Origin of the sequence: Butyricicoccus sp. OF27-2pH9A (assembly GCF_027693185.1) — a bacterium.
Classification (GTDB): domain Bacteria; phylum Bacillota; class Clostridia; order Oscillospirales; family Butyricicoccaceae; genus Agathobaculum; species Agathobaculum butyriciproducens.
This window is the reverse complement of sequence record NZ_JAQEXK010000002.1, coordinates 121069-146474: the sequence shown is the minus strand read 5'-3', so window position 1 is coordinate 146474 and position 25406 is coordinate 121069. Positions and strand designations below refer to the sequence as shown.

The window sequence follows — 25406 nt, the reverse complement described above, 5'->3', positions numbered from 1 at the left end:
CCAACTCAGCTCCTTCTTATATCTCTACCGCCAGTCGAACTGCGGCAATGTCTTTGGGTTCGTATACAGTGGTCTCGCCGTTCACTTCCAGCGTTACAGCGCCGTTGTCATAGCCGGCGAGCGTGCCCTCGATCTGCTTCATACCGTTCATCGGCTTGTAGAAGCCGACTTCGACGGTCTGACCCATGAACGCCTGGAAATGCTCCGGGCGCTTGAGGCGGCGCGACATACCAGCCGAGGAAACACACAGCGTGTAGGACGGCATATCGTCAAATTCCTTTTCATCCAGCATGGGATCGAGTGCGCGCGAAACCTGCTCGCACTGGTCGATATTAACGCCTTCCGGACGATCCACGGTGACGGTCAGCATGTACTGTCCGCCCTCTTTTTCAAACTCCACATCCCACAGGGAAACACCAGCCTGTTCACACAAAGGCTTTACCAGTTCCTCTACGCGGGCTACGATCTGCTTTGCCTGCAAAGCCGTCCCTCCTTACTGAAAAATTTTCTCCGAGCAAAGCGTAAGGAGTGGCACTTGGCCACTCCTTACGGTTACTTATCATCTTACACTGATAGTATATCACGCATTGCCGTACATTGCAAGCGTTTTTGCAATAAAAATATCCGTTTTTACCGTGAAAATGCACAAATTTAGGCGTGTGAGCCGCAATTTTTGCGGATTAGCGGCTGCTGCCGTGTCTCAGCTCATGCAGGATGCACAGTCCCATGGCAAGGATGGGCAGCAGGATGCGCAGACTGAGGAAACCCATTGGGTCACCGAAATCGATGTTTGCATCCAGCAGCAGGCCGATGAACCAGCCTGCAATGGTGACTAAAGTTGCTTTCAGGTACATAATCTCTACCTACCTTTCTATCACTAGAAACTCATATCTGCATCAAAAGTACGCCAGTTAAACGAATCATAAAAAATTTCAAGATCAGACGCATACATGCCGCTATTTTCTCGAGCACTTGTCTCATTCTCGGCAAAAGGAGTCCATAGTTTCTCGTCAGAATAATTTCGCTGATTATACATCACGGCATAGCTTTTTACTGCCTGTTGATACGACTTAATAAACTCATTATAAGTAGGCAATAATTGTTCGCTCAAAAGATGATAGCACCCATTGTCTTCTGATAGTGTTTTCAGCATCTCTGTATCTCGGTCAATAAACGCCTGTGCTTCTTTACTCTTTTCAGCCGGAGCTGTCCAAAAAGCATTATTATTTATAGCTGCACGATATACTTCAAGTTCAGTCATACATACAGAAATCGTGCAATCCAGTTTGTACGCTGCTATAAGAATTTCTGTGAAATCGTCATAAACTGAAATCGTCTGCGTATTGCGGTCATAGCCGATATCCGCGCCGAACGCATTGGACACCGCACGAATCGGCACATAGGTCGTGCCGTTGTAGATAAACGCCTCGACCGCTTTGCCGTTGGCGTCTGTCATGTCGATTGCTTCGTTGTTAAATTCCACATTGACGCCGGACGTGACGGCAATCGTCTTGCGATAGGTGTTCGCCGCATAGGATGTGGTCAGAAACAGGGCAAACATCAGGATGATTGCGGGGATTCTCTTTTTCATATTGTGACCTCCCTTTATTTGTTTGTTACAGTATACCAAACAATTCCTTATATTTCAATGCTATATTATCCAATCAGCACAAAAGCCGTCCGGCATTTCTGCCGAACGGCTTTGCTATTCCGTTTATATCTCAACCGACTGCACACCCGGAATGTCCTCCTGCAGTCGCAGGAAATCCGCTTTATCGAAATGCCGCGGCATGGCGATATACAGCACAATTTTTACCGAATTGCCTTCCTTCCGCTTGAGATCGATCTCGCGCACGGTGATTTTCCTCTGTGCCCGCCAGTCGTACAAACGCACAAGTTCGCCTTTGCCGTCTGTCAGACCGACCGCAAGCTCGGTCACCTGCATTTTTTCGCGCCGCTCGACACCGCGCAGCAGACCGCAGACAGCCGCAACAAACAGATTATTTGAATATTTTCCGGCATACGCAAGCCCCTCTCGAATAAAAACTATCGCTCAAACGACAGATACCGTGTCCCTTGGAAGGTCAGTCTGCCGGTATCGCCCTCTGCAAGCATACCATATTCCGAGCCGGAAACATGGAATTCCATCCGGTCTCCGCTTTCCACCTGAAACGTGACATAATAGGTCGTGCTCGACGTTGTGTGGAAGCCGTGCGCTCCGCTCATGTCGCCTGCATTGGCATGCCGGTGATACGAGACATCTGTCCGCTTTGCAACGATTACCGCCGGTACGGTCAATCTGGGCGAATTGTTGTTCTTATGCCATGTGCTTATCCCCTGTATGATGGAAAAAATGATGATGCCAAATACGACAATAAACATGATGGGAACGATGAAACTCAATATATCAAACATCTGCATTGCAAACATCTTCCGGCCCTCCTTCGGCGTTCCAATTTTCGATCAGACAATTTACGTTCTACCTACATAGTATCATAGGTATTCCAAAAAGGCAAAAAGAAAAAGGTTATCCAATAAGCACGCTACTGGATAACCTTTTTAGGATCATTTTTCTGTTTTGGAACAGATCGAGTCGTCAGAAGTTAAAATTTAACTTACTTAACCAGCTCGATGATCGCCATTTCAGCTGCGTCGCCACGACGCGGGCCGGTCTTGATGATGCGGGTGTAGCCACCGTTGCGGTTAGCGTACTCCGGAGCGATCTCAGAGAACAGCTTAGCAACAACAGCTTCCTTGGTTACGAAAGCCATAGCCTGACGGCGGGATGCCAGGGTGTTCTTCTTGCCCAGGGTGATCATCTTCTCAGTCAGCGGGCCTACTTCCTTGGCACGAGCGAGCGTGGTCTCAACCTTGCCGTTCTCCAGCAGGTAGGTTACCAGCGCACGCAGCATAGCCATACGGTGATCCGTAGCACGGCCGAGCTTGCGATTGTTAGCCATGTGAGTTTACCTCCAAATTAAAGTAAAGCGGCGGCGCGGTAATCGTACCGCCGCAACAGTTCAAGTTACAGTGTCCGAAGATTACTCTTCCGACTTCGCCAAGTGGAGACCCATTGCCTCCAGCTTGCCGATAACCTCTTCCAGGGACTTGCGGCCCAGGTTACGAACCTTCATCATGTCCTCCTCAGAGGTGTTGATGAGGTCCTCAACCGTGTTGATGCCTGCGCGCTTGAGGCAGTTGAACGAACGCACGGAGAAGTCAAGCTCCTCAATGGTCATTTCAAGCACCTTATCGTGCTGCGCTTCAGCCTTTTCAACAACGGTGGACTTGGAGCCGATTTCCTCGGACAGGTCTACGAACAGATCGAGGTGGTCGCGCAGAACCTTTGCACCGAGCGAAACCGCGTCGCGTGCGTTGATGGTTGCATCGGTCCATACCTCGAGCGTCAGCTTGTCATAGTCGGTCAGGTCGCGTACACGGGTGTTTTCAACCGTGTAGTTTACCTTATAAACCGGCGTGTAGATCGAATCCACCGGAATGACGCCGATGGAGGTCTGATGCTGCTTGTTCTTCTCAGCCGGAACATAGCCGCGGCCGGAAGTCATCGTGATCTCCATGGACAGACGCGCGTCGCTCATCAGGGTAGCGATGTGCAGATCCGGGTTGAGGATCTCAACCTCGCCGTCTGCATGAATATCGCCAGCCTTGACCTCGCCCTCGCCGGCGGCCTCGATGTAGACCGTCTTGGGACCATCACAATGCAGCTTGGCAATAATGCCCTTAACATTCAGCACGATTTCGGTAACGTCTTCCTTAACGCCCGGAATCGTAGAAAACTCGTGCTGCACACCAGCGATCTTGATGCTGGACGCTGCCGTGCCCGGCAGAGACGACAGCAGGATGCGGCGCAGAGAGTTGCCCAGCGTGGTGCCGTAGCCGCGCTCAAGAGGCTCTACAACGAACTTGCCGTAGGAACCGTCCTCCGCGAGCTGTTCACAGTCAATACGCGGTTTTTCGATTTCGATCATGTGGTACCCTCCTTCACGTTGGTTGGAAACTTAAGATAGAACAGGCGAAGCAGACGCCGCGCCTGTTCCAAAAGCGAGGGTCTATTATTTCGAGTACAGCTCGACGATGAGGTGCTCGGCAACATCATAGTCGATGTCGTCACGTGCAGGCATCGCAACGATCTTGCCCTCGAAGGAATCGTTAGCCTTCTCGATCCACTTCGGGCAAGCCTTCTTGCCGTTCTCTTCCAGCAGAGACTTGAACTTGGTGGTAGAACGGGACTTCTCGGAAACTGCAACTACGTCGCCCGGCTTAACCTGGTAAGACGGAATGTTAACGCGCTTGCCGTTTACGGTGAAGTGTGCATGGTTAACCAGCTGACGAGCCTCACGGCGGGTGTTAGCAAAGCCCATGCGGAAAACTACGTTGTCCAGACGGCGCTCGAGCTCCTGCAGCAGGATCTCACCAGTGATGCCCTGCTTGCGCTCAGCCTTCTCGTAGTAAGCATGGAACTGCTTCTCGAGTACGCCGTAGATGAATTTTACCTTCTGCTTTTCGTTCAGCTGCATGCCGTACTCGGACTGCTTGCGGCGGCTCTGCTTGGGCTGACGCTTCGTGGACTTGGAGTAACCAAGTACCGCAGGGGAAAGACCAAGCGTCTTGCAGCGCTTGAGAACGGGCTGGGTATTCTTAGCCATTTATTGGTTCCTCCTCTATTAAACTCGACGACGCTTGGGCGGACGGCAGCCGTTGTGCGGGATCGGGGTTACGTCCTTGATCATGGTAACCTCGAGGCCAGCGGCCTGCAGTGCACGGATTGCAGCCTCACGGCCGGAACCCGGGCCCTTAACGTATACTTCAACAGTCTTCAGACCGTGCTCCATTGCAGCAGCAGCAGCGGTTTCAGCCGCAGTCTGAGCAGCGAACGGAGTGGACTTACGCGAACCGCGGAAGCCCATTTCGCCGGAGGAAGCCCAGGAAATAGCGTTACCGTTCAGGTCGGTAATGGTAACGATCGTGTTGTTGAAAGAGGAACGGATATGTGCCGCGCCCTTTTCAATGTTCTTGCGCTCACGACGACGAGTACGGGTCGCAGCGCCCTTCTTCTGTACCTTAGCCATTTATACGTTCCCCTCCTTACTTCTTCTTGTTCGCAATGGTCTTCTTCGGGCCCTTGCGGGTACGAGCATTGGTCTTGGTGCGCTGACCGCGAACCGGCAGGCCGCGGCGATGGCGCAGGCCGCGGTAGCAGCCAATCTCAACCAGACGCTTGATATTCAGGCCGATCTCACGGCGCAGGTCACCCTCGACGTTGTAGTCGCGCTCGATGACTTCACGCAGCTTAGCAGCCTCTTCTTCGGTCAGGTCCTTAACGCGGGTATCCGGATTGATACCGGTCTTAGCAAGGATCTCGTTGGACGTTTTGCGGCCAATGCCGAAAACGTAGGTCAGGCCGATCTCCACGCGCTTCTCGCGGGGAAGGTCAACACCGGCAATACGTGCCATACTATTATAACCTCCATAGTTACACACTGAGGCGTGTTTGCAAACACAGTATAGGAGCCGCCTCCGCTCCTGCAGCGCCGCACTCGCCGTGCGTGCTTGTCGTGCTCGCGTAAACCATGATCCGCACCCCTGGGTGCGCATTTATTCGATGACTGCTGAACAGTCATCATAAAATGGACGAGCTTTGCCCGTTCATTTTATACCTTGACTCAGCGATCTTGGATCGCGTCGTTCGGGTATCAAAAACAAGTTTCGTCAGGAACTTGTTTTTGTATATAGGGGACTTTTGAAGTCCCCTATAAAGCGCCACAGGCGCTTCTTAGCCCTGCTTCTGCTTGTGCTTCGGGTTCTGGCAGATAACCATAACCTTGCCCTTACGGCGAATGATCTTGCACTTCTCGCAGATCGGCTTTACAGACGGTCTTACCTTCATGTTATTTTACCTCCATCAAATTTTTGGTGGGATGGGACACCGGAAACCTGTCCGGCGACCACTGGCGCGCAGGTCACATGCGTACCTCCGCCCGCTTTTTATCTTACTTGGAACGCCAAGTGATACGACCGCGGGTCAGGTCGTAAGGCGACATCTGAACGGTGACCTTGTCGCCGGGAAGAATGCGGATAAAGTTCATGCGGAGCTTGCCCGAGATATGCGCCAGAATCTTATGGCCGTTGGGAAGCTCTACCTGAAACATTGCATTGGGCAGCGCCTCTACGACGGTACCCTCGAGCTCAATCACATCATCTTTTGCCATTGTGGTTTATCCTCCTCGGTCAATTTGCGTTCTCGTCCCCTGTCCAGAGGGCGAGCGCCTTGCGGATCTCGCTGTTTGTCAGCCGGCTTTCGCTTTGCAGCTTAAGCCGTGTGCGCTCGTCGCATGGGCCCTGCAGGCTCACATGCTTGCGGCGCTTGCGCTTCGGGTTTTCGGCCCGGCGCGCACGTCCGTTCGCCAGCAGAAGAAAATCCCCCTCCTCTGCGACGACCAGCATCAGCTGTCCTCTGTCCCTTCCGGTCAGCGACAGCACAATGTCGGCGGTACGAATCTCTGCCATTACAGCACTTCGCCGTCGATATTCGTAAGAATCTCCGGCTCTCCATCCGTAATAGCGATGGTGTTTTCGTAGTGAGCGGACAGCTTGCCGTCCTTGGTCTTAACCGTCCAGCCATCCGGCAGGACCTTGACCGTGTAAACACCCACATTGACCATCGGCTCTACCGCGATGACCATACCGCGCTGCAGGCGAATGCCGTGGCCCGGTTTGCCGTAGTTCGGAACCTCCGGGCTCTCATGCAGCGCAGCGCCTACGCCGTGACCGACGTAGTCGCGCACGACAGAAAAGCCGTTGGCCTCGACGTAAGCCTGAACGGCTGCGCCGATATCCGATACGCGGTAGCCCTCACGGGCAAATTTAATGCCTTCAAAGAAGCTCTGACGTGTTACAGCGATCAGCTTTTTCGCCTCTTCGCTTACTTCACCGCACGGAACCGTGCAGGCGCAGTCGCCGTGGAAACCGCCGATGTATGCACCAACATCAACCTTAACGATATCGCCTTCCTTGACAACTGCATGCTTGGAAGGAATACCGTGGATGACCTGGTCATTCAGCGATACGCAGGCGCTGCCAGGGAAGCCGCCGTAGCCGAGGAAGGACGGCTTGGCGCCGGCATCCTCAATCGTCTTGCGGACGATGCGGTCGATCTCCCAGGTGGTAACACCCGGCTTTACGGCGTCTGCCGCCGCCTTACGCGCAATAGCGGTAAGGCGGCCAGCAACACGCATTTTTTCAAGCTCTTTTTCCGTCTTGATATGAATCATATTACAGACCCAGTGCCTCTACTGCAAACTTTTCGGTAGCGGTGATGCCCTGAGCACCATCGATGCTCTTGAGCTTGCCCTGGGCTTCATAGTAGCCCTTGAGCGGCTCGGTCTGCTCATGGTAGGTTTCAAGACGATGACGAACGACCTCAGCCTGATCATCGCTGCGGATGACCAGCTTATCGCCGCAGATGTCGCAAACGTCCTTCACGCGCGGCGGATTTGCCTCAACGTGATAGGTTGCACCGCAGCGCAGGCAGACACGGCGGCCGGTCATGCGCTTTTCGATGACGTCGTCTGCAACCTCAAGGGACAGAGCGCAGTCGATGTGAGCAATCTCGTCGAGTGCTTCCGCCTGCGGAATCGTACGCGGAAAACCGTCGAGGATGAAACCGCTCTTGCAGTCGCGCTTAGCGATACGCTCCTTCAGCATGCCGATAACCACTTCATCGGGTACCAGCTTGCCGGCATCCATATACTCCTTAGCGGACTGGCCGAGCGGAGTATTGTTCTTAATCGCTTCGCGCAGGATGTTACCGGTGGAAATGCTCGGTACACCCATCTGCTCGATCAGGTAAGAAGCAAGCGTGCCCTTACCGGCGCCCGGAGCGCCCAGCAGAATTAAATTCATTTGAACACAGCCTCCAGAATTATTCCAGGAATCCCTTATGATGACGCATCAGCATCTGTGCTTCCATCTGCTTCACCGTATCAAGCGCAACGCCTACTACGATGATAACCGAGGTGCCGCCCAGTGCTACGTTGCTCAGGCTGGAGTTTACTGCGCCTACGATCAGCGGGAGCAGTGCTACAACAGCGAGGAACAGCGCACCAACGAAGGTGACCTTGCCGAGTGCCTTGGTGATGAAGTCGCTGGTCGGCTTGCCGGGACGGAAGCCCGGGATGAAGCCGCCGTTCTTCTTCAGGTTGTTGGCGATCTCGATCGGGTTGAACTGGATGGATGCATAGAAGTATGCAAATGCGAGGATCAGCAGTGCGTACAGTACAATGTAGAACACGCTGGTCTGAGAGAACAGGTTAAGAATATGCGCACCAACCGAGCCGCTCTCCGGGTGCCAGAACATCGAAATGGTCTGCGGCAGGGACAGGATGGACGATGCGAAGATGATCGGCATAACGCCGGACGCATTGACCTTGATCGGCAGGTGGGTGGACTGACCGCCGTACATCTTGCGGCCAACTACGCGCTTTGCGTACTGAACCGGGATGCGGCGCTCTGCGTTCGACATATAAACGATGAATACAACGATCGCAAGACCGACGATAATCATTGCAATGCCGGAAACGATGCCGCTCGTGCCGGTCTGGAACAGGTTAGCCAGCGTACGCATGAGCGACGGACCGCGGGAAACGATACCTGCGAACAGGATGATCGAAATGCCGTTGCCGATACCCTTCTGGGTGATGTGCTCACCCATCCACATGATCAGCGCGGTGCCTGCGGTGAAAGTTACGATAATGGTTACGGCTGCAAGCGCGCCGGTGTTGGACAGCATAGTCTTGCCGCCGAAACCGTTGCGGAGCAGTGCGTAGTAGGACAGGCCCTGGAGCAGACCGAGCAGAACGCCGAGGTAACGGGTCCAGCTTGCAATCTTCTCACGGCCTTCCTCGCCGCCGTCCTTTACCATGCGCTCAAGAGCGGGGATGGCAACAGTCAGCAGCTGAAGGATGATGGATGCGTTGATATACGGGGTGATGGACATTGCGAAGATGGTCGCACGAGACAGACCACCGCCGGTGAACATATCCAGATAACCAAGCATCGAACCGTTCACCGATGCCTGCTCAAAGTACTGAGACAGGAGCGCGGTATCAATAAACGGAACCGGAATGCACGAACCAAAGCGGAAGATCAGGATGATGAACAGAGTGTACAGCATCTTCTTGCGCAGTTCGGGCATAGACCAGGCGTTTTTAAGGGTTTGAAACACCTTAAACCACCTCGGCCTTTCCGCCTGCGGCTTCGATCTTCTCCTTTGCGGAAGCCGAGAAAGCAGCTGCCTTAACGGTCAGCTTCTTGGTCAGCGTGCCGGTGCCGAGGATCTTGATGCCGTCGAGAGCATTCTTAACGATGCCGGCATTGCAGAGGATCTCTGCAGTTACCTCAGCGCCGTCTTCAAACTTCTCCAGTGCGGAAACATTGACCGGTGCGTAAGTGGTGCCGAAAATGTTGTGGAAACCACGCTTCGGCAGACGACGTGCCAGAGGCATCTGGCCGCCTTCAAAGCCCGGACGGACACCGCCGCCGGAACGGGCCCACTGGCCCTTGTGACCGCGACCTGCGGTCTTGCCATTGCCGGAACCAGCGCCGCGGCCCTTACGGTATGCCGGCTTGGTAGCGCCTGCGGCAGGCGTCAATTCATGCAGCTTCATGGGTTACGCCTCCTCTACGATTTCGAGCAGGTAACCGATCTGCTTTACCTTGCCGCGCGTCTGCGCGTTGTCCGGCTGAACGGTTACGTCATTGATCTTCTTAAGCCCCAAAGAATGAGCCGTTGCGATGTGCTTCTCCAAGCGACCAGCCAGGCTCTTTTTCAGGGTAATCTTCATGTTAGCCATTGTCAGTTACCCCTTTCTTACAGTTCTTCTACGGCTTTGCCGCGTACAGCAGCTACCTGAGCTGCGTCGCGCAGGCTCTTCAGGCCTTCCATCGTTGCGGTAACAACGTTCTGCGGGTTGTTGGAACGCAGGCACTTGGTACGGATGTCCTTGATGCCGGCAGCCTCAACTACTGCACGAACAGCGCCGCCGGCGATAACGCCGGTACCGGGAGCAGCAGGCTTGAGCAGAACGCGGCCTGCACCGAACTCGCCGATAACCTCGTGCGGGATGGTGGTGCCCTTCAGAGAAATCTTAACGAGGTTCTTCTTGGCGTCCTCGATGCCCTTGCGGATAGCGTCCGGAACCTCGGAAGCCTTGCCGAGGCCGAAACCAACGGTACCCTTGCCGTCGCCTACTACGACCAGAGCTGCGAACTTGAAGATTCGGCCGCCCTTAACGGTCTTGGCAACGCGGTTCAGCGCTACAACGTTCTCGGAGAACTCGTCCTCACGCTTATCGTTTCTGTTAAACTGAGCCATGTTTTACCTCCTCCCGATTAAAACTGCAGGCCGCCCTCACGGGCGCCATCTGCGAGCTCCTTCACGCGGCCGTGGAACACATAGCCGCCGCGGTCAAACACGACAGTCTCAATGCCCTTAGCCTTGCAGCGCTCGGCAACGATCTGACCAATCTTCTTGGCTGCTTCCTTGTTGCCGCCGTACTCGGTAAAGCTCTTCTCTGCAGTCGAGGCGGATACGAGGGTTACACCGGCTACATCGTCAATAACCTGTGCATAGATGTTCTTTGCAGAACGGAATACGTCCAGACGGGGACGCTCAGCGGTGCCGCTGATCTTAGCGCGTACGCGCTTGTGGCGCTGAAGGCGCGCCTTGTTGGAATCCTTCTTCGAAACCATTTATTTTCGCCTCTCCTTTCCTTACTTCTTCTTAGCGCCGGTCTTGCCTTCCTTGCGGCGGACATACTCATCAGCGTAGCGAATGCCCTTGCCCTTATAGGGTTCCGGCGGACGCTTCTCGCGGACTTCCGCTGCAAACTGGCCAACCTTCTGCTTGTCAGGACCGGAGATGATGATCGTGTTCGGGTTCGGAACGTCGATCGTGATGCCCTCTACCTCGCTCATGGTAACCTGATGCGAGTAGCCGAGGTTCATAACCAGATCCTTGCCCTGCTTAGCGACACGGTAACCAACGCCCTGAACGCTCAGCTCCTTCTTGAAGCCTTCGGTAACACCAACAACCATGTTATGAACCAGGCTGCGGGTGAGGCCGTGCAGTGCGCGGTTGTGCTTGTCGTCGTTCGGACGGGTTACGAGGATTTCGTTGCCCTCTACCGCGATGGTCATGTTCGGATGAAATTCGCGGGTAAGGGTTGCCTTAGCGCCCTTCACGGTAACAACGCTGCCGTCAATCTTGACTTCAACGCCGGCCGGGATGGCAATCGGCATTCTACCAATACGAGACATTGTTTATACCTCCCTTACCATACAAATGCGAGAACTTCACCGCCGACATTCAGCTCGCGAGCCTTCTTGTCGGTCATGACGCCTCTGGAAGTGGAAACGATGGCAATACCAAGGCCGCGGAGTACCTTCGGCAGCTCCTGTGCGCCAGCGTATACACGCAGGCCCGGCTTGGACACACGCTTGATGCCGGTGATAGCCTTCTGGCGGTTATCAACGTACTTCAGTGCGATGCGGATAATGCCCTGGGTGTTGCCCTCTACAACCTCGAAAGACTTGATGTAGCCTTCATCGAGCAGGATCTGGGCAATAGCCTTCTTCATCTTGGATGCGGGTACATCCACACTGGCATGACGAGCATTGCCAGCGTTGCGGATACGAGTCAGCATATCCGCGATAGGATCAGTGATCTGCATAAAATGCTCTCCTTTAATATAAGAAGTTTGGGGGTAGTGCAGCAATCGAGCGCCGGTGGGTTAATCCGGTTCTGATTTGTCTGTTTGCCCTCCACTTTTCTTTACACTGTTCGTGGCCCTTCCACGGACAGCGGCGGGGATAAAAAATCGCCGGTCCAGTACTCAACCAGACCAGCGTTAATTATAGCACGAGAAACCAATGGCTGCAATCGGAAAAAGTGCTGATTTTTACGCAGTTTTAGCCTGTTTTGCAGTCAAATTGCTTGATTACCCGGTATAACGGCAGGTCGGCCGTTTTTGGACCGCACCAGGGACCACGCCGGGAAAATCCGGTTGATGGCCAATGGGCGTGCGCAGGAGAAACTCCTTTGCGCGGCAATTCAGTTACGCATTTGCGCAACTGTAATTAGTATACACTACACCGGGTGTATCGCGCAAGTGTTTTTTTCAAAAATTCTTAATTTTTTTGAGATTTTCTTTTTTGAGGTGATTTCGCCTGCGAGGCGAACGGAACTGCGCTGACGCCGCGCGGGCGCACAAGAGGGTAGACACCTGCGGTTTTCCACCCTCTGATTTTCTCCCCTTTCTCCTTGGATAGTCTGGCGCAGATTGCCGACATGTGACCGCTGCGAAAATGGGAAACGGCAGTCGGGTTACCACAGCGTGTCTTTCTCCGCCTTTTCGCAGTTCACAGATGGCGTACTGCTACACATACGGTTAAATCTACGCTGAGTGCGGCATAACAGTGCCGCACAATTCGTGAGCGCGTTGTTACAGACAGGGTCTGCGAAAATAAATTGTCCCAGATATCTAAATTCGTAGATGCCGTGCGTTACAACGCACCAAAGGGTTGCGCGACACGGGCATGTCGCGCCTACGTAGATTTAACCGTATGTGTAGCAGTACGGTATCCGACACTGCGAAAAGGTATAAGAAAAGGACGGACCCGAAATTGGTCCGTCCGTAGCAGAGAAAAAATCCTCTGCCGTACTCCTATTTTCGAAGCTGTCGCCGGTCTCTGGTCTGCGTCAGGCTATCAAATAAGGGAAAGGCAGGAGTTCAAAGAGGAAGGGAAACCGCAGGTGTCCCGTCCTCTTTGTCCCCGCCGCGGATGCGGCAGCCTCCCGCGCTCCGCAGAGCGCAGCTTATTCTTTAGGAAACCGCAAAGTAATGCAAGTTCCCTCGCCGAGCGCACTCTTCATCTCAACCTCCGCATGATGCAGCGCCGCACCATGCTTGACAATCGAAAGCCCCAGTCCGGTGCCGCCGGTCATCTTGCTGTGGCTTTTATCCACGCGGTAGAACCGCTCAAACACGCGCTGCTGATCCGCCGGCGCGATACCGATGCCGGTATCCGCCACCCGCACGAACGGTCGGCCACTCTCCGTGCCGGTCGTAAGCGTCACGCTGCCCTGCGGCTTATTATAATTGATGGCGTTATCCGTCAGATTGAAGATCATCTGCTCGAGCGTGCGGCGCTGACCGGAAACCGCAGCCGGTTCTCCCTCGATGTGCAGCGCGATGCCCTTGCCTGCTGCCTTGCTCTGCAGGCGGTCGCGCACGGTATCACAGAGGGCGGATAGCTCCACCGGCTCAAAAGCCACTGTTTCTCCGCCTTCATCCAGTCGGGACAGGTGAATGATATCCTCGATGAGCGCCAGCAGCCGCTGCGCTTCCGTGCGGATCTTGCCCGCAAACGGCGCTACGTCCTCCGGCTTGGCAATGCCGCCCGCGATGATTTCCGCGTAGCCCATAATGCTGGTCAGCGGCGTTTTCAGCTCGTGCGACACATTGGCTGTAAATTCCTGCCGCTGCTGCTCGGCACGCTCGCGCTCGGTAATATCCACGATCAGCAGCACAGCAGCATGCCATGCGCTGTTCTCCTCCACCGAGCTTGCCGTAAGTTCATAAATACGGCCGTTCCGCTCGAGTTTGCCGTGCGCACCATTGCCGTCGAGCGCCTGCTCGACCACCTGAATGTAATTCGCGTCGCGGCACAGCGTCAGATAGCTGCCTTCCGCACTGTCATGCGGGAACAGCGCCCGCGCAGCGTGATTGGCAAACAGAATCATGCCCTTGCCGGAAAACAGTACCAGACCTTCATCCATGCGGGCCGTAATGTCGTCAAACTCAGCCTGACGGCGCTGCAGCTCGTCCATCTGCGCCTGAATTTTGCGGTTCTGCTTGTCCATGCGGTGCAGCAGCGGCGACAGCTCGTCATAGGCTTCGCCCTTCATCGGATCATGCAGGTCGAGCGCTTCGATCGGCTTGAGGAACAGACCGGTCAGCCAGCCTGCCAGCAGCGCCGCGACCAGCAGCGCCAGCAGGATGATCAGCACAATCCACGGCGACGCATTCGACAGTGCGCCGAACACGCTGTCCGCAGTTGCGGAAATACGCAGAACATCGCCGTTTTTCAGGCGCACCGCGTAATAAAACGTCTGCTTAGCGAAGGTTTCAGACAGACGGTTGTCCTCGCCCGTGCCGTTCTGCTCTGCCGCCGCAATCTCCGGACGGACGGCGTGGTTCTCCATCTCGGAGGCATTCATGCGGTTGTCGTACAGCACCGTGCCGTCCTGCGCGACCAGCGTCAAACGGTCGGCATATACCGAGCCGAATTTCTCCAGCTCCTCCCCGATGTTATCCACCGCAGACAGGTAGCTGCTCTCCGTCACCAGCCGCTGCCGCATGTCATTGGTCAGACCGGCGTGAACTGCCAGCAGCAGCAGCCCGGTCGTCAGCAGCAGCGTGACAAGCGATGTGAGAAAAATGCTGCCGAATACGCGCTTTCTCATGTGTGCTCTCCCATGCGGTAGCCGACACCGCGGACAGTCTCGATCAGCGCACCGTCCGCGCCCAGCTTTTGCCGCAGCGTGCGGATATGCACATCGACCGTGCGGGTTTCGCTTTCATTATTATAACCCCAGATATTCTCGAGCAGCACATCGCGCGTGAGTACGGCACCGCGGTTTTTCATCAGCAGGCACAGCAGCTGGTACTCCTTGAGCGTCAGCTGCACCTCCTGCTCGTTAACGAATACGGTGTGAGCACGCTCATCCACGCAGATGCCGCCGGCTACCAGCGGACGCGGCTCATCCTTGTCCTGCATATCCTCGGTGCGGCGCAGGACCGCACGAATGCGCGCGATCAGCTCCATCATGCCGAACGGCTTGGGAATGTAATCATCCGCACCGGTGTCCAGACCGACTACCTTGTCGTACTCCGTGTTTTTCGCAGTCAGAAGAATGACCGGAATCTTCGCTGTATCCGGCGCTGCGCGCAGACGACGCAGAATGGTGATGCCGTCCTCGCCGGGCAGCATGATATCCAGCAGAATCAGCTGCGGCTTGCATTTTTTCAGAGCAGCGGTCAGCGCCGCACCGTCCTCGAAGCCGTCAGCCTCAAAACCGGTGTTGCGCAGCGTGTACACCACCAGTTCGCGGATACCCGCATCATCTTCCACACAGTATATCATATGTTACACTCCGATTTCTGTCAGCGCGCCGCCGCTTCCGCGCCGTGCATTGCGCTTTTATGCGAGCCGGTGATGGAAAACTCCACCCATTCGGCAATATTGGTCGCGTGGTCGCCGATACGCTCCAGATACTTGGCGATCATCAGCACATCGAGTACGCGCTCGCCGTCCTCCGGGTTCTGCGCGATCTCCGCGATGAGGTCGCTCTTGCACTCATCGAACAGGTGGTCCACCACGTCATCATATTCAATAACGCTCCATGCAAGGGTCAGGTCACGGCGGACAAACGCATCCAGGCTGTCGGTCACCATTTTAATGGTTGCCTGCGCCATCTGGTCGATATGCGTGTTGTGACCGCACGCACCGGACAGATATGTTACAATCTCCGCAATATCGCTTGCCTGGTCACCGATGCGCTCGATATCCGTGATCATTTTCAGCACGGACGAGATCAGACGCAGATCGCTTGCCACCGGCTGCTGCTGCAGCAGCAGCTTGAGGCACATGGACTCGATTTCGCGTTCCTTGCGGTCGATCTCCTGATCGATGCGGATGGCGGCCGCCGCCAGCTTGATATCGCCCTCAAGCAGAGCCTTTACCGCACTGGCGATTGCGTTTTCGCACAGTGCTCCCATCGAGATCAGCTCATTGTTCATCTCCGCAAGCTGATTGTCAAAGCGGTTTCTCATTAGCCGAACCTCCCCGTAATGTAATCTTCCGTGCGCTTGTCCGACGGCATGGAGAACAGCTTTTCGGTGTCATCCACTTCGATCATGTCGCCAAGCAGGAAGAACGCAGTCGTATCCGAAACACGGGTGGCCTGCTGCATATTATGCGTTACCATAACGATAGTATAATCCTTTTTGAGCTCGAGCACAAGGTCCTCGATCTTCGCGGTGGAGATCGGATCAAGCGCAGAGGTCGGCTCGTCCATCAGCAGCACCTCCGGGTCTGCGGCAAGCGCACGCGCGATGCAGATACGCTGCTGCTGACCGCCGGACATGGACAGCGCGGATTTTTTGAGGTTATCCTTGGTCTCCTCCCAGATAGCGGCACGCTTGAGCGAGGTTTCAACGATCTCGTCAAGCTGCACACGGTTCTTGATGCCGTGCGTGCGCGGACCATAGGCGATGTTATCATAAATCGACATCGGGAACGGATTCGGCTTCTGGAATACCATGCCGACACGGCGGCGCAGCAGATTGACGTCACAGTTCTTGTAGATATCCTGACCGTCAAGCATGATATCGCCCGTGATACGGCAGTTTTCCACCAGATCGTTCATGCGGTTGAGCGAACGCAGCAGCGTAGACTTGCCGCAGCCGGACGGTCCGATGAATGCGGTGATCTCCTTCTCCTTGATATCCAGATTGATATCGTGCAGGGCGTGAAAATCGCCGTAATGCAGATTCATATTGCGAATTTCGATCTTATTTTCCATGTTCATTCTCCCTTTACTTCTTGGTCAGCTTTTTCGCTGCCAGAGCGGAAAGCGTATTCATCAGCAGGACCACCAGCAGCAGAACGACTGCGGTAGCATTTGCCTCGTTCATGTGCAGCGCCTCACCCGAGAGCACATACATGTGGATGGCCAGCGTACGGCCGGACTGGAACAGACCGGGAATCTGTGCCATGGTGCCTGCAGTAAAGATGAGCGCCGCGGTCTCGCCGACGATACGGCCGATACCGAGGATAACACCGGACAGGATGCCGGGACCCGCAGCAGGCAGCACGATGCGGAATACCGTGCGCAGACGTCCGGCACCCAGACCGAACGAGCCTTCGCGGTAGGAATCCGGAACCGCAATCAGTGCTTCCTCAGCGGTACGCATGATGAGCGGCAGGATCATGATCGCCAGCGTCATCGCACCGGCCAGCAGCGAGTATCCCCAGTGCAGCCTGGTGACGAAGAACAGCATGCCGAACAGGCCGTACACGATGGACGGAATGCCGGAAAGCGTCTCGGTCGTGATGCGGATGACGTTTACCAGCTTGTTGCCGCGCTTGGCATACTCATTCAGGTACACGGCGGTGAACAGGCCGAGCGGCACGGCCAGCAGCAGTGCCAGCGCGGTCGTTTCAACCGTAGCGAGGATGGCAGGCATCATCGAGACGTTCTCAGAGGTATAATTCCACCGAAACAGCGACGGCTTGAGATGCGGGATACCCGTCACCAGAATATAGCCGAGCAGGAACAGCAGCACCGCAAAGGTCAGCATAGCCGCGCCGTACACCAAACCCTTGAGCACAGCCGCAGACGCGGCGCCGTGCACCTTTTCGGTCTTTGCCTGTACGCGCACTGCCGGTTTTTCAGCAGCGACAGCTTCTCTTGTCATGCTTCCTTCCTCCTTTTGAGAACCGAGAATGCCAGATTGATGAGCAGAATGAATACGAACAGCACAACGCCGGTCGCAATAAGTGCCTCACGGTGCAGGCCGGTGGCGTAGCCCATCTCAAGCACGATGTTTGCCGTCATGGTGCGGATGCCCTTGAGCATACTGCCGGTCAGCCGCGGCTGGTTGCCCGCTACCATGATAACCGCCATGGTCTCGCCGATGGCGCGGCCGATGCCGAGCACGATGCCAGCCAGCACGCCGGACTTGGCAGCCGGTACCATAACCGTGAATATGGCACGCTCATGCCGTGCGCCCATGGCGACGGCGCCCTCGTAGTAGCTCATCGGAACCGCACGCAGCGCCGCTTCGGACACGCCGATGATGGTCGGCAGAATCATAATGCCGAGCAGGATGGATGCCGCCAGAATGGACGAGCCGGAAATATCCGCTCTGAACACACCTGCCACCGCACGAACTGCCGGTACGATAATGACCATGCCAAAGAAGCCGTATACGATGGACGGAATACCGGCCAGCAGCTCGGTGCACGGCTTGAGCAGACCGTACAGCTTTTTCGGACAGTAGAATGCCATGAATACCGCGGTCAGCAGACCGATCGGCACGCCGATAACGATCGCACCGGCGGTGATGTACAGGCTGCCGAGGATCATCGGCAGGATGCCGTAAATGTCGTTGCCCGGCTTCCACTTCGCGCCTGTGAGGAAGTCCAGCAGGCCAATCTCCTTCATGGCAGGCACACCGTTCGCAAACAGGAAAATACAGATGAGCACCACCGCAAAGATGGAGGTCAGCGCACAGAGAAAAAATACCATGTGCATCAGGTTTTCCCGAAGGTTTTTCATAAATCTATCTCCTATACAGGCACAGGGCGAATCACTTCGCCCTGTTTTATCAGTCTGTGAATTCGCTTACGCGAGGTCGCCCCAGTCGGTGATATCGCCGACATAGATACCCTTGATCTGATCCATAGACAGGTCGTCAATGGTGTTCGCCGGGTTTACGACTACTGCGATGCCGTCAAGTGCGATGGCGGTGCCGGTAAGCTGTGCAGCCTCGTCGTCCTTCAGCTCGCGGGATGCCATGCCAATGGCAAAGGTGCCGTCCATCGTGCCGGTCATGCCGGAGGTGGAGTCAGAGGTCTGCAGGTCGATGCTTGCGTTCGGGTTTACAGCCTTGTACGCCTCGATCAGCTTCTCCATAACCGGGGATACCGAGGAGGAACCGCCGACTGCGATCTGTCCGGAGGAACCGTCGGAAGTAAAGGCTGCTGCATTGTCGTCAACAGCGATGTACTTGTTATCGGTTACAACAGCCTGACCTTCCTTGGAAAGGATGAAGTTGATAAAATCCTTGGCTACGCCGGTCGGCTCGCCCTTGGTTGCAATATTGAACGGACGGGACAGCTTGTAGGTGCCTGCCTTTACGTTATCTACGGTAGCTTCTGCGCCGTCTACCTTGACAGCCTTTACGGTGTCGTTCAGCGCACCGAGAGAAATGTAGCCGATAGCCTTCTCGTTGCCTGCTACGCTGGTCAGCACAACATCGGTCTTATTGGCGATCTCGGCATCCGCGGTGGTATTGTCGATCTTCTCGCCTGCGTCGTTCTTCTCCTCTACACCGGTCAGTTCGATGAACGCGCCGCGCGTACCGGAACCATCCTCACGGGAGATAACGGTGATCGCGCCGGATACGCCGCTGTCATTACCGCTTGCCTGGGAATCCGAAGAATCGGAAGATGAGCTGCCGCCGCAGCCGCTCAGTGCACCGGTCAGCATCAGTGCTGCCAGAAGCATGGAAATGCTCTTTTTCATAATTTGTTCTCCTTTTACATTCGTCTTCGTTTTTTGTTACAAGATTATCTTACGGAAGTTTTGTAAAATGCAAAAGCGAGAGTTCGTTAAGTTTAAGTAAAGTGTGTGTTTTCGAGTAAAATCTATGTTAAACCGAGGTTTTCGCCTGCGATTCAGCGGGATTTGTGCTCTGCGGAGCGCAGGAACGTGCGGCGCCCGCCGCGGGGGCAAAAAGGAAGGGACAACCTGCGGTTTTCCTTCCTCTTTGGACTCCTACCTTTCCCTTGCTTCCTAATCTGACGCAGATTACCTACATGTGACCGCTGCGAAACAGGGGGAACGGCAGAGGATTTTTTCTTCCGTGTCTTTCACAACCTGTTCGCAGTGTCAGATACATTACTGCTACACAGACCGGAAAGTCTTCGCAGGCGCGGCATAGCAGTGCCGCGCGATCCTTTAGCGCGTTGTTATAGACAGGGCCTACGAAGATAAATTGTACCAAACACCTAAATTCGCAGATGCCGTGCGTTACAACGTGCCAAGGATTTGCGCGGCACTGTCATGCCGCGCTTGCGTAGATGAAACCACATGTGTAGCAGTACGCTGTCTGTGAACTGCGAATATTTTGCGAAACAAACGAAAAAGTAACCCGACTGCCGTTCCCCCATTTCGCAGCGGTCACATGTCGGCAATCTGCGCCAGACTAAGAAACAAAGGGAAACGGGAGTTAAGAGGGTAGAAACCGCAGGTGTCTACCCTCTTGCCCCGCCGCGGGGCGCGGCGAATCCCCGCGCTCCGCAGAGCGCAACTCCCCGCTTGATCGCAAGCGAAAAACTCCTCGCCCGTTAGGAGCGAACCGCCTGCGCGGTTCGTGTGCCCCGCTGAGTCGGTGCCGAGAAAAAAAGAGAACCCTCTCACGAAGGTTCTCTAAAAAAATCAGGTTTTTCGTTTTCGGAAGTACCCGAGGTACATAACCGCTGCCGCCATGCTCCAGAAATACGCCATCATATACGGCACCTCGAAGATATTCTCGAAGTAGCAGTGCACCAGCACGCCGCACATACCTGCGAACATGGAAACCGCCAGCACGCGCGTGCGGTCGCCCTTGGTGTAGCCGGTACGACCGATCGAGCGCAGGCTCCACAGCACCAGACCGAACAGCAGCAGGATAAAGAATGCCAGACCGAGATAACCCATCTCGACCAGCGTTTTCAGATAATAGTTATCCATGTAGAAGTAGGAGAAATCCTTGGTCTCCTCGATGACCTTGTTCTGCATGGCAACCGCGCCGCCGAAGCGGCCGAGGCCGAAGCCGAGCACCGGATCGCTTTCCTGCAGCAGCTTAAGACCCTTGGACCAGCGAATAACACGACCTGCACGGCGGCTTGCCGCAAGGTAATCCGCGGTAAACAGATAAGTGATGCGGTTCGCAATAGACGGGATTGCCAGCAGTGCGCCGACACCGGCCACGCCCATCAGAGCGATCAAACGACGGTCCAGAAAGATGGCGAAGATCACAACAGCTACTGCCAGACCGCCCCAGGCACCCTTGGAAAAGGTGAAAATGCAGCTCAGGCACATCATGCCGGTCGCGCAGATAGCCAGCACCTTGACCCACATTTTACTGCTGTAATATGCAAGTCCTGCCACCATCGGGGCAAACAGCACCAGCAGACTGCCCATGATATTCGGGCTGCCGGTGAGCGAGTACACACGCGTACGCACGCTGGCCTCGGTCTGAGAGACCCAGCTCGACGGGATCGGCGCAGCTACGATATACTGATAAATGCCGTGCGCCGCAATGCAGAGCGCCATCACGACGAGCGCACCGTAGAATACCGCGAAATCGCGGTCGTTTTCAATCAGGCGGGTGACGAGGAAGAACCAGAACAGGTACTCCACAACCGCACGGTAGCCTGCTACCGCGATATGCGTATTCGGCGAAACCGCACACATCAGGAAAAAGCCGACCGCGATGAACAGCAGCAGATAGGCATCCACCGGCGTAGCACGCGAGCCGAGCGGCGCACGCTTCATCGCCATGTGCCACAGGATGTACGCAAATGCAGCAAGCATCAGGCACTCATCCCACACAGATGCCACAAACGACGGCAGATAGCCGGCATCCGACACCCAGCGGACAGCGGAATCGAGCGGCAGATACATCGCCAGACAAATGAGCAGCAAACCGCGCATGCCGACGAACCTGCAGGCTCTGCCGATCAGGCCGCCGCCTGCGACACGCTCGATTGGCCGCCAGACAGCAAGGCAGATGCGGTAGATCAGGCTGTTTGCCGCAATTCCGCCCAGCTTTTCGACAAACCGGCGCAGCGCTGCCAGAATTCGCGCATAGATGCTGTTCGCCGAGGTACATATCGGTGCCGCGCAGAATTTATTCCACAGACGGCAGAACACCGAGCCTGGGTACGCCTGCCGGATACGGTTAAAGAATCCCGCGATAGCGCCCTCGTGGTACCATGCGCGCAGACACATCAACAGCCGCACGAACAGACTGTTTTCAAATAACGCTTTCATAGGCTTTAATTATCCGCAATATCGACCGAATCAATGTTGCCGGTCGTCTCAAAATCGTTGGTCTTTACAATGAATGTACGGCCTGCGCGCACCTCCTGCGTACCGATGGCCGGTGCAGGCGTGCCCTTGGAAACCTTGGTCGTGATGGTGAATACCAGATCCTTCTTCTCCGGATCGGTTGCCGTTACAATGCGGCCGTCAGCGGTGGTAACCTGCTGATTGTAATCATCGATCTTCATATCGGTGATCTGCGCATTGACATAGCTGTTGCCGTTTACCAGCGACTTGCCTACCTGGCTGTTGCGCTGCACCTCGTTTACCAGGAACGGCGTTGCACCGCGTACGCGGACGGTCATCGTCAGGGAGACCTGCGGAGACGCAACCTCCTTGATCTGCTTGGCAAACAGCTTGTAGCCGACACCCGCTACGACAGCGATCGCAGCGACCAGCACCAGCAGATCGACAACATTGATGATGCCGAACAGCTTGCCCTTTTCGTTAATGATCTTCATAAATTTCCTCCGTTGGCAAATGAATTTCGTGTTTCACTGTGTCATTATACCATAGGAAGCGTTAAAAGTTAAGTGTTATCTTTGTGGCGAAACAAATCAACAAGGAAAGAGCGGAACTCGATTTTCTCGCTGTTTCCCGCGTCCTTTCCTGCCGCCTCCTCGCAGGTGATGGAAAACGCCGTACACCACCATGCCGCACGAGGACTCTGCGGCGCAAACGCCGACCAGAACAGCACATAAACCGCCGTCAGCACTGCCGCGAGTGCCTTTCTATCCTGTTTCTGCATAACAAAACCGCCTTTCTGCATCCGGTGTACCCAGTATGCCCGAAAGGCGGCTTTCTATACCCGTTTAATTGCAGGTTTCGGTCAAAAACGTATCCGCGAAACGGCGGCGCAGCATTTTCGCTGCCGTTTTGGCGCGGCTCTCATCCGAGAACAGGCCGTACACGGTCGGACCGGAGCCGCTCATCAGCGTACCGTCCGCACCGTTTTCTGCGAGAAACGACTTGATTTCGCCGATCTGACGGCGTTTTGCCGCCGTAACAGTCTCCATCACGTTGGACAGGTACGCGCACACGCCCTCGTAATCTCCCTGATCGAGTGCGGCCATCATGCCCTTGTTGTCCGGATGCTCGAGGATATCCACGCTGTCGATCTCCTGATAGACCTCCTTGGTCGGCACCGCAAACGGCGGCTTGCACAGCACGACCCAGCAGTGCGGCATATCGGGCAGCAGGCTCAACTCCTCGCCGATGCCCTGCGCCAGCATGGTGCCGCCGCGCAGGCAGAACGGCACATCGGCACCCAGTTTAAGTCCCATCTCGCACAGCTCGTCGTCGGTCAGACCGGCTGTATGCAATGCGTTGAGCGCACGCAGTACAGCCGCCGCGTCCGTCGAGCCGCCTGCAAGACCTGCCGCAACCGGAATGCGCTTTTCGATATGAATCTCGCAGGTTTCGAGTAGTGCGCCGGTCTCCTTGTAGAACAGCTCCGCCGCACGGTACGCCAGATTACGCTCGTCGGTCGGCAGAAACGGCAGGCTGCAGCTCAGCACGATGCCGCGCGGCTTCTTCTCGCCGTGAATGGTGGTAACGCGCACGGTATCGTGCAGCGCGATCGACTGCATGACCATCTCCACCGTGTGGTAGCCGTCCTCCCGCCGTCCGGTGACGTCGAGCGTCAAGTTGATCTTTGCACGGGCACGAACAGTCGTATCCGCGTGTGTAATTTCCTGTTTTCGTCTAAAAAGCATGTTGTTTCAGCCTCTACATTTATTTCAGTGCGATCTGCACCGGTTTGCGCTCACGGAACACGGTAACGTGAGTAAAGCCTGCGTCGAGTGCATTCTTCACGCAGTCGTCTACGCCGCGCGCCACGGTGTCCAGCGTGTGCGAATCCGAGCCGATCGAGATGCGCTCGCCGCCCATGCGCTTGTATTCGTACAGAATATTCTGCGGTGGACCGACCTTTTTCTGCCAGCCCGCAATGCCGGCAGCATTCAGCTCAAGCGCATAGCCGTGGTCGATGCACGAGCGCAGCACCTGCTGGACGCGGTCCATATAATTGTCAAACGACGGAATATAGTCGCCGTGCTTCATCACGCGCAGCGGATAGTCAATGTGCGCCAGCACGTCAAAGCCGCCGTGCTCCTCGAGCAGCAGCAGCTGATCGAAATACTCGTGCAGGAACTTGTCGCAGTCCATATTCGGAAAGTCGTGAAAGTAGATATCCAGATCGTTCGGCATGGCATGCAGCGAGCCGATGACCATATCGAACGGATGCGTGCGGACAAAATCGTCCGCATCCGGTGTGGCGTGCAGCTGGCCGATCTCCATACCCGCCAGAACCTCAATACCGCCGTTCCCTGCCGGACGGCGCTTTTCCCATACCTCGCGCGCACAGGCTTCCGGGTCACGGTTGTCGCGCGTGCCACCCGAACGCAGAAAATCCAGATGATCGGTAATGCCGATGATATCCAGTCCGGCCTGCTCGCAGGCGTGAATTTTATCGTCGATGGACTGCGGATACTGGGCATCGGCCGAATATCCGGTGTGCATGTGCAGGTCTACCCGCATGGACGTTCCTCCTTATAGATAATTGAACACGGTCTGTACAAAGCAGGCGACGATCAACAGAAACATGCCTGCATTCTGCAAAACGGCTTTAAGCGACGGCGCACAGGGTCCGTGCAGCCAGACCTGCTGTTTTCTGCCGCGAACGAGCAGGATCATGCCGATCACCAGCATCGCCATCCAGAACATGCCGAGCGCCGACTGCGCGGCTATGGTATCCGGCAGCAGCATGGGCACCACCGAGCCGATGATGTTGAACAGCATGTGCAGCAGCACCGAGGTGCGCAGCAATCCGGTGCGGTAGTACGCGTAAGACAGCAGCAGACCGAGCGCAAAGGCGTAGAAAAACTGCTCCAGATTGGCGTGATACAGGCCGAACAGCAGCGCAGAAATGAAGGCGCCCGGCTTCTGCCCGTACCGCGCAAGACGGCCGGCCAGCAGACCGCGGAACACCAGCTCCTCACACAGCGGACCGATGAAGCACGCACCGAGAACGACAGCCGCCATCGGCATCTGCGAAAAGCTCTCGTCCACCATGCCGACCGGATCGCGTCCGGTCAGAGCGTAGACCATGTCGTTGATATTCGTGCCGATGAGCGAACCGAGCCACATCAGCGCACAGCCGATGACAAACCACCGGCCCATGCGCTTTGCGCCTGCCCGCTCCTTGCAGAACGGCATCGGCGGTGTTTTGCGCCATAAACAGAACACGATCGGCAGCGAGACCGCATAATGTCCGACGAGCAGCAGCAGGTAATACAGCGTTTCCGGCATGCGGAACGGCAGGATCCAGCCGTCCAGCCAGTACAGGCCGAACTGCCAAAGGATCGACCACAGCATGATCGCCAGCACGGAAAATCCCAGCTTCGAGCAGTAGCGGCGCTCCTGCGGGATATCAATTTGCTCCATAAAA

Annotated in this window: 35 protein-coding genes; all 35 read right to left on the bottom strand. The window is 55.6% G+C overall.

All coding sequences use genetic code 11. From position 1 onward, the window contains the following. Positions 1-16 precede the first annotated feature (16 nt). The 35 genes from rimP to PG722_RS02580 all read right to left on the bottom strand — a co-directional run bounded on the left by rimP (position 17) and on the right by PG722_RS02580 (position 25402). A complete protein-coding gene (rimP, locus tag PG722_RS02750; protein WP_242988106.1) occupies positions 17-481 on the bottom strand; it encodes a ribosome maturation factor RimP in 465 nt (154 codons plus the stop codon). Between the two features lie 199 nt (positions 482-680). Further along, positions 681-854: a hypothetical protein gene (locus PG722_RS02745; protein ID WP_270384319.1), complete on the bottom strand. Its 174-nt coding sequence runs from the start codon at positions 852-854 to the stop codon at positions 681-683. Between the two features lie 23 nt (positions 855-877). Then, the gene (locus PG722_RS02740; RefSeq protein WP_270579578.1) at positions 878-1591 is read right to left on the bottom strand and encodes a copper amine oxidase N-terminal domain-containing protein; all 714 of its coding nucleotides are present in this window, start codon (positions 1589-1591) and stop codon (positions 878-880) included. Between the two features lie 123 nt (positions 1592-1714). Then, the gene (locus PG722_RS02735) at positions 1715-1945 is read right to left on the bottom strand and encodes a hypothetical protein (RefSeq protein ID WP_270579577.1); all 231 of its coding nucleotides are present in this window, start codon (positions 1943-1945) and stop codon (positions 1715-1717) included. 101 nt (positions 1946-2046) lie between these two features. After that, positions 2047-2430, bottom strand: coding sequence for a DUF2500 domain-containing protein (locus PG722_RS02730; protein WP_442867819.1), 384 nt, complete (start codon positions 2428-2430; stop codon positions 2047-2049). A 185-nt stretch (positions 2431-2615) separates the two neighbouring features. After that, entirely contained in the window at positions 2616-2960 is a 345-nt protein-coding gene (gene rplQ, locus PG722_RS02725; protein ID WP_110435384.1) for a 50S ribosomal protein L17, read from the bottom strand. A gap of 81 nt (positions 2961-3041) precedes the next feature. Further along, positions 3042-3989, bottom strand: coding sequence for a DNA-directed RNA polymerase subunit alpha (locus tag PG722_RS02720; protein ID WP_110435385.1), 948 nt, complete (start codon positions 3987-3989; stop codon positions 3042-3044). Positions 3990-4073: 84 nt separating this feature from the next. After that, the gene (gene rpsD, locus PG722_RS02715; RefSeq protein WP_110435386.1) at positions 4074-4667 is read right to left on the bottom strand and encodes a 30S ribosomal protein S4; all 594 of its coding nucleotides are present in this window, start codon (positions 4665-4667) and stop codon (positions 4074-4076) included. Between the two features lie 18 nt (positions 4668-4685). Continuing rightward, positions 4686-5090 carry a 30S ribosomal protein S11 gene (rpsK, locus tag PG722_RS02710; protein WP_031472201.1) on the bottom strand — a complete coding sequence of 135 codons (405 nt, stop codon included), beginning with the start codon at positions 5088-5090 and terminating at the stop codon, positions 4686-4688. Between the two features lie 16 nt (positions 5091-5106). Further along, on the bottom strand, positions 5107-5475 hold the full coding sequence (gene rpsM, locus PG722_RS02705) for a 30S ribosomal protein S13 (protein ID WP_031472203.1): 369 nt from the start codon (positions 5473-5475) through the stop codon (positions 5107-5109). Positions 5476-5794: 319 nt separating this feature from the next. Then, positions 5795-5908 carry a 50S ribosomal protein L36 gene (gene rpmJ / locus PG722_RS02700; protein WP_031472205.1) on the bottom strand — a complete coding sequence of 38 codons (114 nt, stop codon included), beginning with the start codon at positions 5906-5908 and terminating at the stop codon, positions 5795-5797. A gap of 103 nt (positions 5909-6011) precedes the next feature. Beyond that, positions 6012-6230 (bottom strand): translation initiation factor IF-1, encoded by a 219-nt coding sequence (gene infA / locus PG722_RS02695; protein ID WP_110435387.1) that lies wholly within the window; start codon positions 6228-6230, stop codon positions 6012-6014. A gap of 19 nt (positions 6231-6249) precedes the next feature. After that, positions 6250-6528: a KOW domain-containing RNA-binding protein gene (locus PG722_RS02690; RefSeq protein ID WP_110435388.1), complete on the bottom strand. Its 279-nt coding sequence runs from the start codon at positions 6526-6528 to the stop codon at positions 6250-6252. Next, the gene (map, locus tag PG722_RS02685) at positions 6528-7292 is read right to left on the bottom strand and encodes a type I methionyl aminopeptidase (protein ID WP_118760790.1); all 765 of its coding nucleotides are present in this window, start codon (positions 7290-7292) and stop codon (positions 6528-6530) included. Before map ends, PG722_RS02690 begins: the two co-directional genes overlap by 1 nt. A 1-nt stretch (position 7293) precedes the next feature. Continuing rightward, positions 7294-7923, bottom strand: a complete 630-nt coding sequence (locus PG722_RS02680) for an adenylate kinase (protein ID WP_110435390.1) — start codon at positions 7921-7923, stop codon at positions 7294-7296. Positions 7924-7942: 19 nt separating this feature from the next. Then, positions 7943-9244 carry a preprotein translocase subunit SecY gene (gene secY, locus PG722_RS02675; protein WP_270579576.1) on the bottom strand — a complete coding sequence of 434 codons (1302 nt, stop codon included), beginning with the start codon at positions 9242-9244 and terminating at the stop codon, positions 7943-7945. Between the two features lies 1 nt (position 9245). Continuing rightward, positions 9246-9686, bottom strand: a complete 441-nt coding sequence (rplO, locus tag PG722_RS02670) for a 50S ribosomal protein L15 (RefSeq protein ID WP_110435392.1) — start codon at positions 9684-9686, stop codon at positions 9246-9248. A 3-nt stretch (positions 9687-9689) separates the two neighbouring features. Then, complete coding sequence (gene rpmD, locus PG722_RS02665) at positions 9690-9872, bottom strand: 50S ribosomal protein L30 (protein ID WP_110435393.1); 183 nt, start codon at positions 9870-9872, stop codon at positions 9690-9692. Between the two features lie 17 nt (positions 9873-9889). Further along, the gene (gene rpsE / locus PG722_RS02660) at positions 9890-10393 is read right to left on the bottom strand and encodes a 30S ribosomal protein S5 (protein WP_054326956.1); all 504 of its coding nucleotides are present in this window, start codon (positions 10391-10393) and stop codon (positions 9890-9892) included. Between the two features lie 17 nt (positions 10394-10410). Continuing rightward, entirely contained in the window at positions 10411-10770 is a 360-nt protein-coding gene (gene rplR / locus PG722_RS02655) for a 50S ribosomal protein L18 (RefSeq protein WP_110435394.1), read from the bottom strand. Positions 10771-10791: 21 nt separating this feature from the next. Further along, on the bottom strand, positions 10792-11337 hold the full coding sequence (gene rplF / locus PG722_RS02650) for a 50S ribosomal protein L6 (protein WP_110435395.1): 546 nt from the start codon (positions 11335-11337) through the stop codon (positions 10792-10794). A gap of 14 nt (positions 11338-11351) precedes the next feature. Further along, positions 11352-11750, bottom strand: a complete 399-nt coding sequence (gene rpsH, locus PG722_RS02645; protein WP_110435396.1) for a 30S ribosomal protein S8 — start codon at positions 11748-11750, stop codon at positions 11352-11354. 1145 nt (positions 11751-12895) lie between these two features. Next, positions 12896-14545 carry a sensor histidine kinase gene (locus tag PG722_RS02640; protein ID WP_117751089.1) on the bottom strand — a complete coding sequence of 550 codons (1650 nt, stop codon included), beginning with the start codon at positions 14543-14545 and terminating at the stop codon, positions 12896-12898. Then, complete coding sequence (locus PG722_RS02635; protein ID WP_117751090.1) at positions 14542-15225, bottom strand: winged helix-turn-helix domain-containing protein; 684 nt, start codon at positions 15223-15225, stop codon at positions 14542-14544. Before PG722_RS02635 ends, PG722_RS02640 begins: the two co-directional genes overlap by 4 nt. 20 nt (positions 15226-15245) lie before the next feature. Beyond that, positions 15246-15914 carry a phosphate signaling complex protein PhoU gene (phoU, locus tag PG722_RS02630; protein WP_270579575.1) on the bottom strand — a complete coding sequence of 223 codons (669 nt, stop codon included), beginning with the start codon at positions 15912-15914 and terminating at the stop codon, positions 15246-15248. Continuing rightward, on the bottom strand, positions 15914-16666 hold the full coding sequence (gene pstB / locus PG722_RS02625) for a phosphate ABC transporter ATP-binding protein PstB (RefSeq protein ID WP_442867823.1): 753 nt from the start codon (positions 16664-16666) through the stop codon (positions 15914-15916). The genes phoU and pstB overlap by 1 nt, the downstream gene beginning before the upstream one ends. A 13-nt stretch (positions 16667-16679) precedes the next feature. Then, positions 16680-17561: a phosphate ABC transporter permease PstA gene (gene pstA / locus PG722_RS02620; RefSeq protein ID WP_270579573.1), complete on the bottom strand. Its 882-nt coding sequence runs from the start codon at positions 17559-17561 to the stop codon at positions 16680-16682. Then, the gene (gene pstC, locus PG722_RS02615) at positions 17558-18424 is read right to left on the bottom strand and encodes a phosphate ABC transporter permease subunit PstC (protein WP_270384311.1); all 867 of its coding nucleotides are present in this window, start codon (positions 18422-18424) and stop codon (positions 17558-17560) included. The genes pstA and pstC overlap by 4 nt, the downstream gene beginning before the upstream one ends. A 66-nt stretch (positions 18425-18490) precedes the next feature. Further along, positions 18491-19393: a substrate-binding domain-containing protein gene (locus tag PG722_RS02610; RefSeq protein WP_118284620.1), complete on the bottom strand. Its 903-nt coding sequence runs from the start codon at positions 19391-19393 to the stop codon at positions 18491-18493. A 915-nt stretch (positions 19394-20308) separates the two neighbouring features. After that, positions 20309-21907: an O-antigen ligase family protein gene (locus tag PG722_RS02605; protein WP_270579572.1), complete on the bottom strand. Its 1599-nt coding sequence runs from the start codon at positions 21905-21907 to the stop codon at positions 20309-20311. 5 nt (positions 21908-21912) lie between these two features. Continuing rightward, a complete protein-coding gene (locus tag PG722_RS02600; RefSeq protein WP_110435405.1) occupies positions 21913-22419 on the bottom strand; it encodes a DUF4330 domain-containing protein in 507 nt (168 codons plus the stop codon). A gap of 68 nt (positions 22420-22487) precedes the next feature. Next, a complete protein-coding gene (locus PG722_RS02595; protein ID WP_118564209.1) occupies positions 22488-22706 on the bottom strand; it encodes a hypothetical protein in 219 nt (72 codons plus the stop codon). Between the two features lie 64 nt (positions 22707-22770). Next, the gene (gene ispE / locus PG722_RS02590) at positions 22771-23673 is read right to left on the bottom strand and encodes a 4-(cytidine 5'-diphospho)-2-C-methyl-D-erythritol kinase (RefSeq protein WP_117751096.1); all 903 of its coding nucleotides are present in this window, start codon (positions 23671-23673) and stop codon (positions 22771-22773) included. Positions 23674-23692: 19 nt separating this feature from the next. Then, positions 23693-24496, bottom strand: a complete 804-nt coding sequence (locus tag PG722_RS02585) for a PHP domain-containing protein (protein ID WP_118284619.1) — start codon at positions 24494-24496, stop codon at positions 23693-23695. A gap of 12 nt (positions 24497-24508) precedes the next feature. Continuing rightward, complete coding sequence (locus PG722_RS02580; RefSeq protein WP_118284618.1) at positions 24509-25402, bottom strand: CPBP family intramembrane glutamic endopeptidase; 894 nt, start codon at positions 25400-25402, stop codon at positions 24509-24511. Between the last annotated feature and the right edge of the window lie 4 nt (positions 25403-25406).

Bases quoted from the DNA above. Each gene is read 5' to 3' on its own strand.
- PG722_RS02745 (WP_270384319.1), bottom strand. From the start codon at position 854: ATGTACCTGAAAGCAACTTTAGTCACCATTGCAGGCTGGTTCATCGGC.
- PG722_RS02740 (WP_270579578.1), bottom strand. From the start codon at position 1,591: ATGAAAAAGAGAATCCCCGCAATCATCCTGATGTTTGCCCTGTTTCTG.
- PG722_RS02735 (WP_270579577.1), bottom strand. From the start codon at position 1,945: ATGCAGGTGACCGAGCTTGCGGTCGGTCTGACAGACGGCAAAGGCGAA.
- PG722_RS02730 (WP_442867819.1), bottom strand. From the start codon at position 2,430: ATGTTTGCAATGCAGATGTTTGATATATTGAGTTTCATCGTTCCCATC.
- rplQ (WP_110435384.1), bottom strand. From the start codon at position 2,960: ATGGCTAACAATCGCAAGCTCGGCCGTGCTACGGATCACCGTATGGCT.
- PG722_RS02720 (WP_110435385.1), bottom strand. From the start codon at position 3,989: ATGATCGAAATCGAAAAACCGCGTATTGACTGTGAACAGCTCGCGGAG.
- rpsD (WP_110435386.1), bottom strand. From the start codon at position 4,667: ATGGCTAAGAATACCCAGCCCGTTCTCAAGCGCTGCAAGACGCTTGGT.
- rpsK (WP_031472201.1), bottom strand. From the start codon at position 5,090: ATGGCTAAGGTACAGAAGAAGGGCGCTGCGACCCGTACTCGTCGTCGT.
- rpsM (WP_031472203.1), bottom strand. From the start codon at position 5,475: ATGGCACGTATTGCCGGTGTTGACCTTCCCCGCGAGAAGCGCGTGGAG.
- rpmJ (WP_031472205.1), bottom strand. From the start codon at position 5,908: ATGAAGGTAAGACCGTCTGTAAAGCCGATCTGCGAGAAGTGCAAGATC.
- infA (WP_110435387.1), bottom strand. From the start codon at position 6,230: ATGGCAAAAGATGATGTGATTGAGCTCGAGGGTACCGTCGTAGAGGCG.
- PG722_RS02690 (WP_110435388.1), bottom strand. From the start codon at position 6,528: ATGGCAGAGATTCGTACCGCCGACATTGTGCTGTCGCTGACCGGAAGG.
- map (WP_118760790.1), bottom strand. From the start codon at position 7,292: ATGATTCATATCAAGACGGAAAAAGAGCTTGAAAAAATGCGTGTTGCT.
- PG722_RS02680 (WP_110435390.1), bottom strand. From the start codon at position 7,923: ATGAATTTAATTCTGCTGGGCGCTCCGGGCGCCGGTAAGGGCACGCTT.
- rplO (WP_110435392.1), bottom strand. From the start codon at position 9,686: ATGAAGCTGCATGAATTGACGCCTGCCGCAGGCGCTACCAAGCCGGCA.
- rpmD (WP_110435393.1), bottom strand. From the start codon at position 9,872: ATGGCTAACATGAAGATTACCCTGAAAAAGAGCCTGGCTGGTCGCTTG.
- rpsE (WP_054326956.1), bottom strand. From the start codon at position 10,393: ATGGCTCAGTTTAACAGAAACGATAAGCGTGAGGACGAGTTCTCCGAG.
- rplR (WP_110435394.1), bottom strand. From the start codon at position 10,770: ATGGTTTCGAAGAAGGATTCCAACAAGGCGCGCCTTCAGCGCCACAAG.
- rplF (WP_110435395.1), bottom strand. From the start codon at position 11,337: ATGTCTCGTATTGGTAGAATGCCGATTGCCATCCCGGCCGGCGTTGAA.
- rpsH (WP_110435396.1), bottom strand. From the start codon at position 11,750: ATGCAGATCACTGATCCTATCGCGGATATGCTGACTCGTATCCGCAAC.
- PG722_RS02640 (WP_117751089.1), bottom strand. From the start codon at position 14,545: ATGAGAAAGCGCGTATTCGGCAGCATTTTTCTCACATCGCTTGTCACG.
- PG722_RS02635 (WP_117751090.1), bottom strand. From the start codon at position 15,225: ATGATATACTGTGTGGAAGATGATGCGGGTATCCGCGAACTGGTGGTG.
- phoU (WP_270579575.1), bottom strand. From the start codon at position 15,914: ATGAGAAACCGCTTTGACAATCAGCTTGCGGAGATGAACAATGAGCTG.
- pstB (WP_442867823.1), bottom strand. From the start codon at position 16,666: ATGGAAAATAAGATCGAAATTCGCAATATGAATCTGCATTACGGCGAT.
- pstA (WP_270579573.1), bottom strand. From the start codon at position 17,561: ATGACAAGAGAAGCTGTCGCTGCTGAAAAACCGGCAGTGCGCGTACAG.
- pstC (WP_270384311.1), bottom strand. From the start codon at position 18,424: ATGAAAAACCTTCGGGAAAACCTGATGCACATGGTATTTTTTCTCTGT.
- PG722_RS02610 (WP_118284620.1), bottom strand. From the start codon at position 19,393: ATGAAAAAGAGCATTTCCATGCTTCTGGCAGCACTGATGCTGACCGGT.
- PG722_RS02605 (WP_270579572.1), bottom strand. From the start codon at position 21,907: ATGAAAGCGTTATTTGAAAACAGTCTGTTCGTGCGGCTGTTGATGTGT.
- PG722_RS02600 (WP_110435405.1), bottom strand. From the start codon at position 22,419: ATGAAGATCATTAACGAAAAGGGCAAGCTGTTCGGCATCATCAATGTT.
- PG722_RS02595 (WP_118564209.1), bottom strand. From the start codon at position 22,706: ATGCAGAAACAGGATAGAAAGGCACTCGCGGCAGTGCTGACGGCGGTT.
- ispE (WP_117751096.1), bottom strand. From the start codon at position 23,673: ATGCTTTTTAGACGAAAACAGGAAATTACACACGCGGATACGACTGTT.
- PG722_RS02585 (WP_118284619.1), bottom strand. From the start codon at position 24,496: ATGCGGGTAGACCTGCACATGCACACCGGATATTCGGCCGATGCCCAG.
- PG722_RS02580 (WP_118284618.1), bottom strand. From the start codon at position 25,402: ATGGAGCAAATTGATATCCCGCAGGAGCGCCGCTACTGCTCGAAGCTG.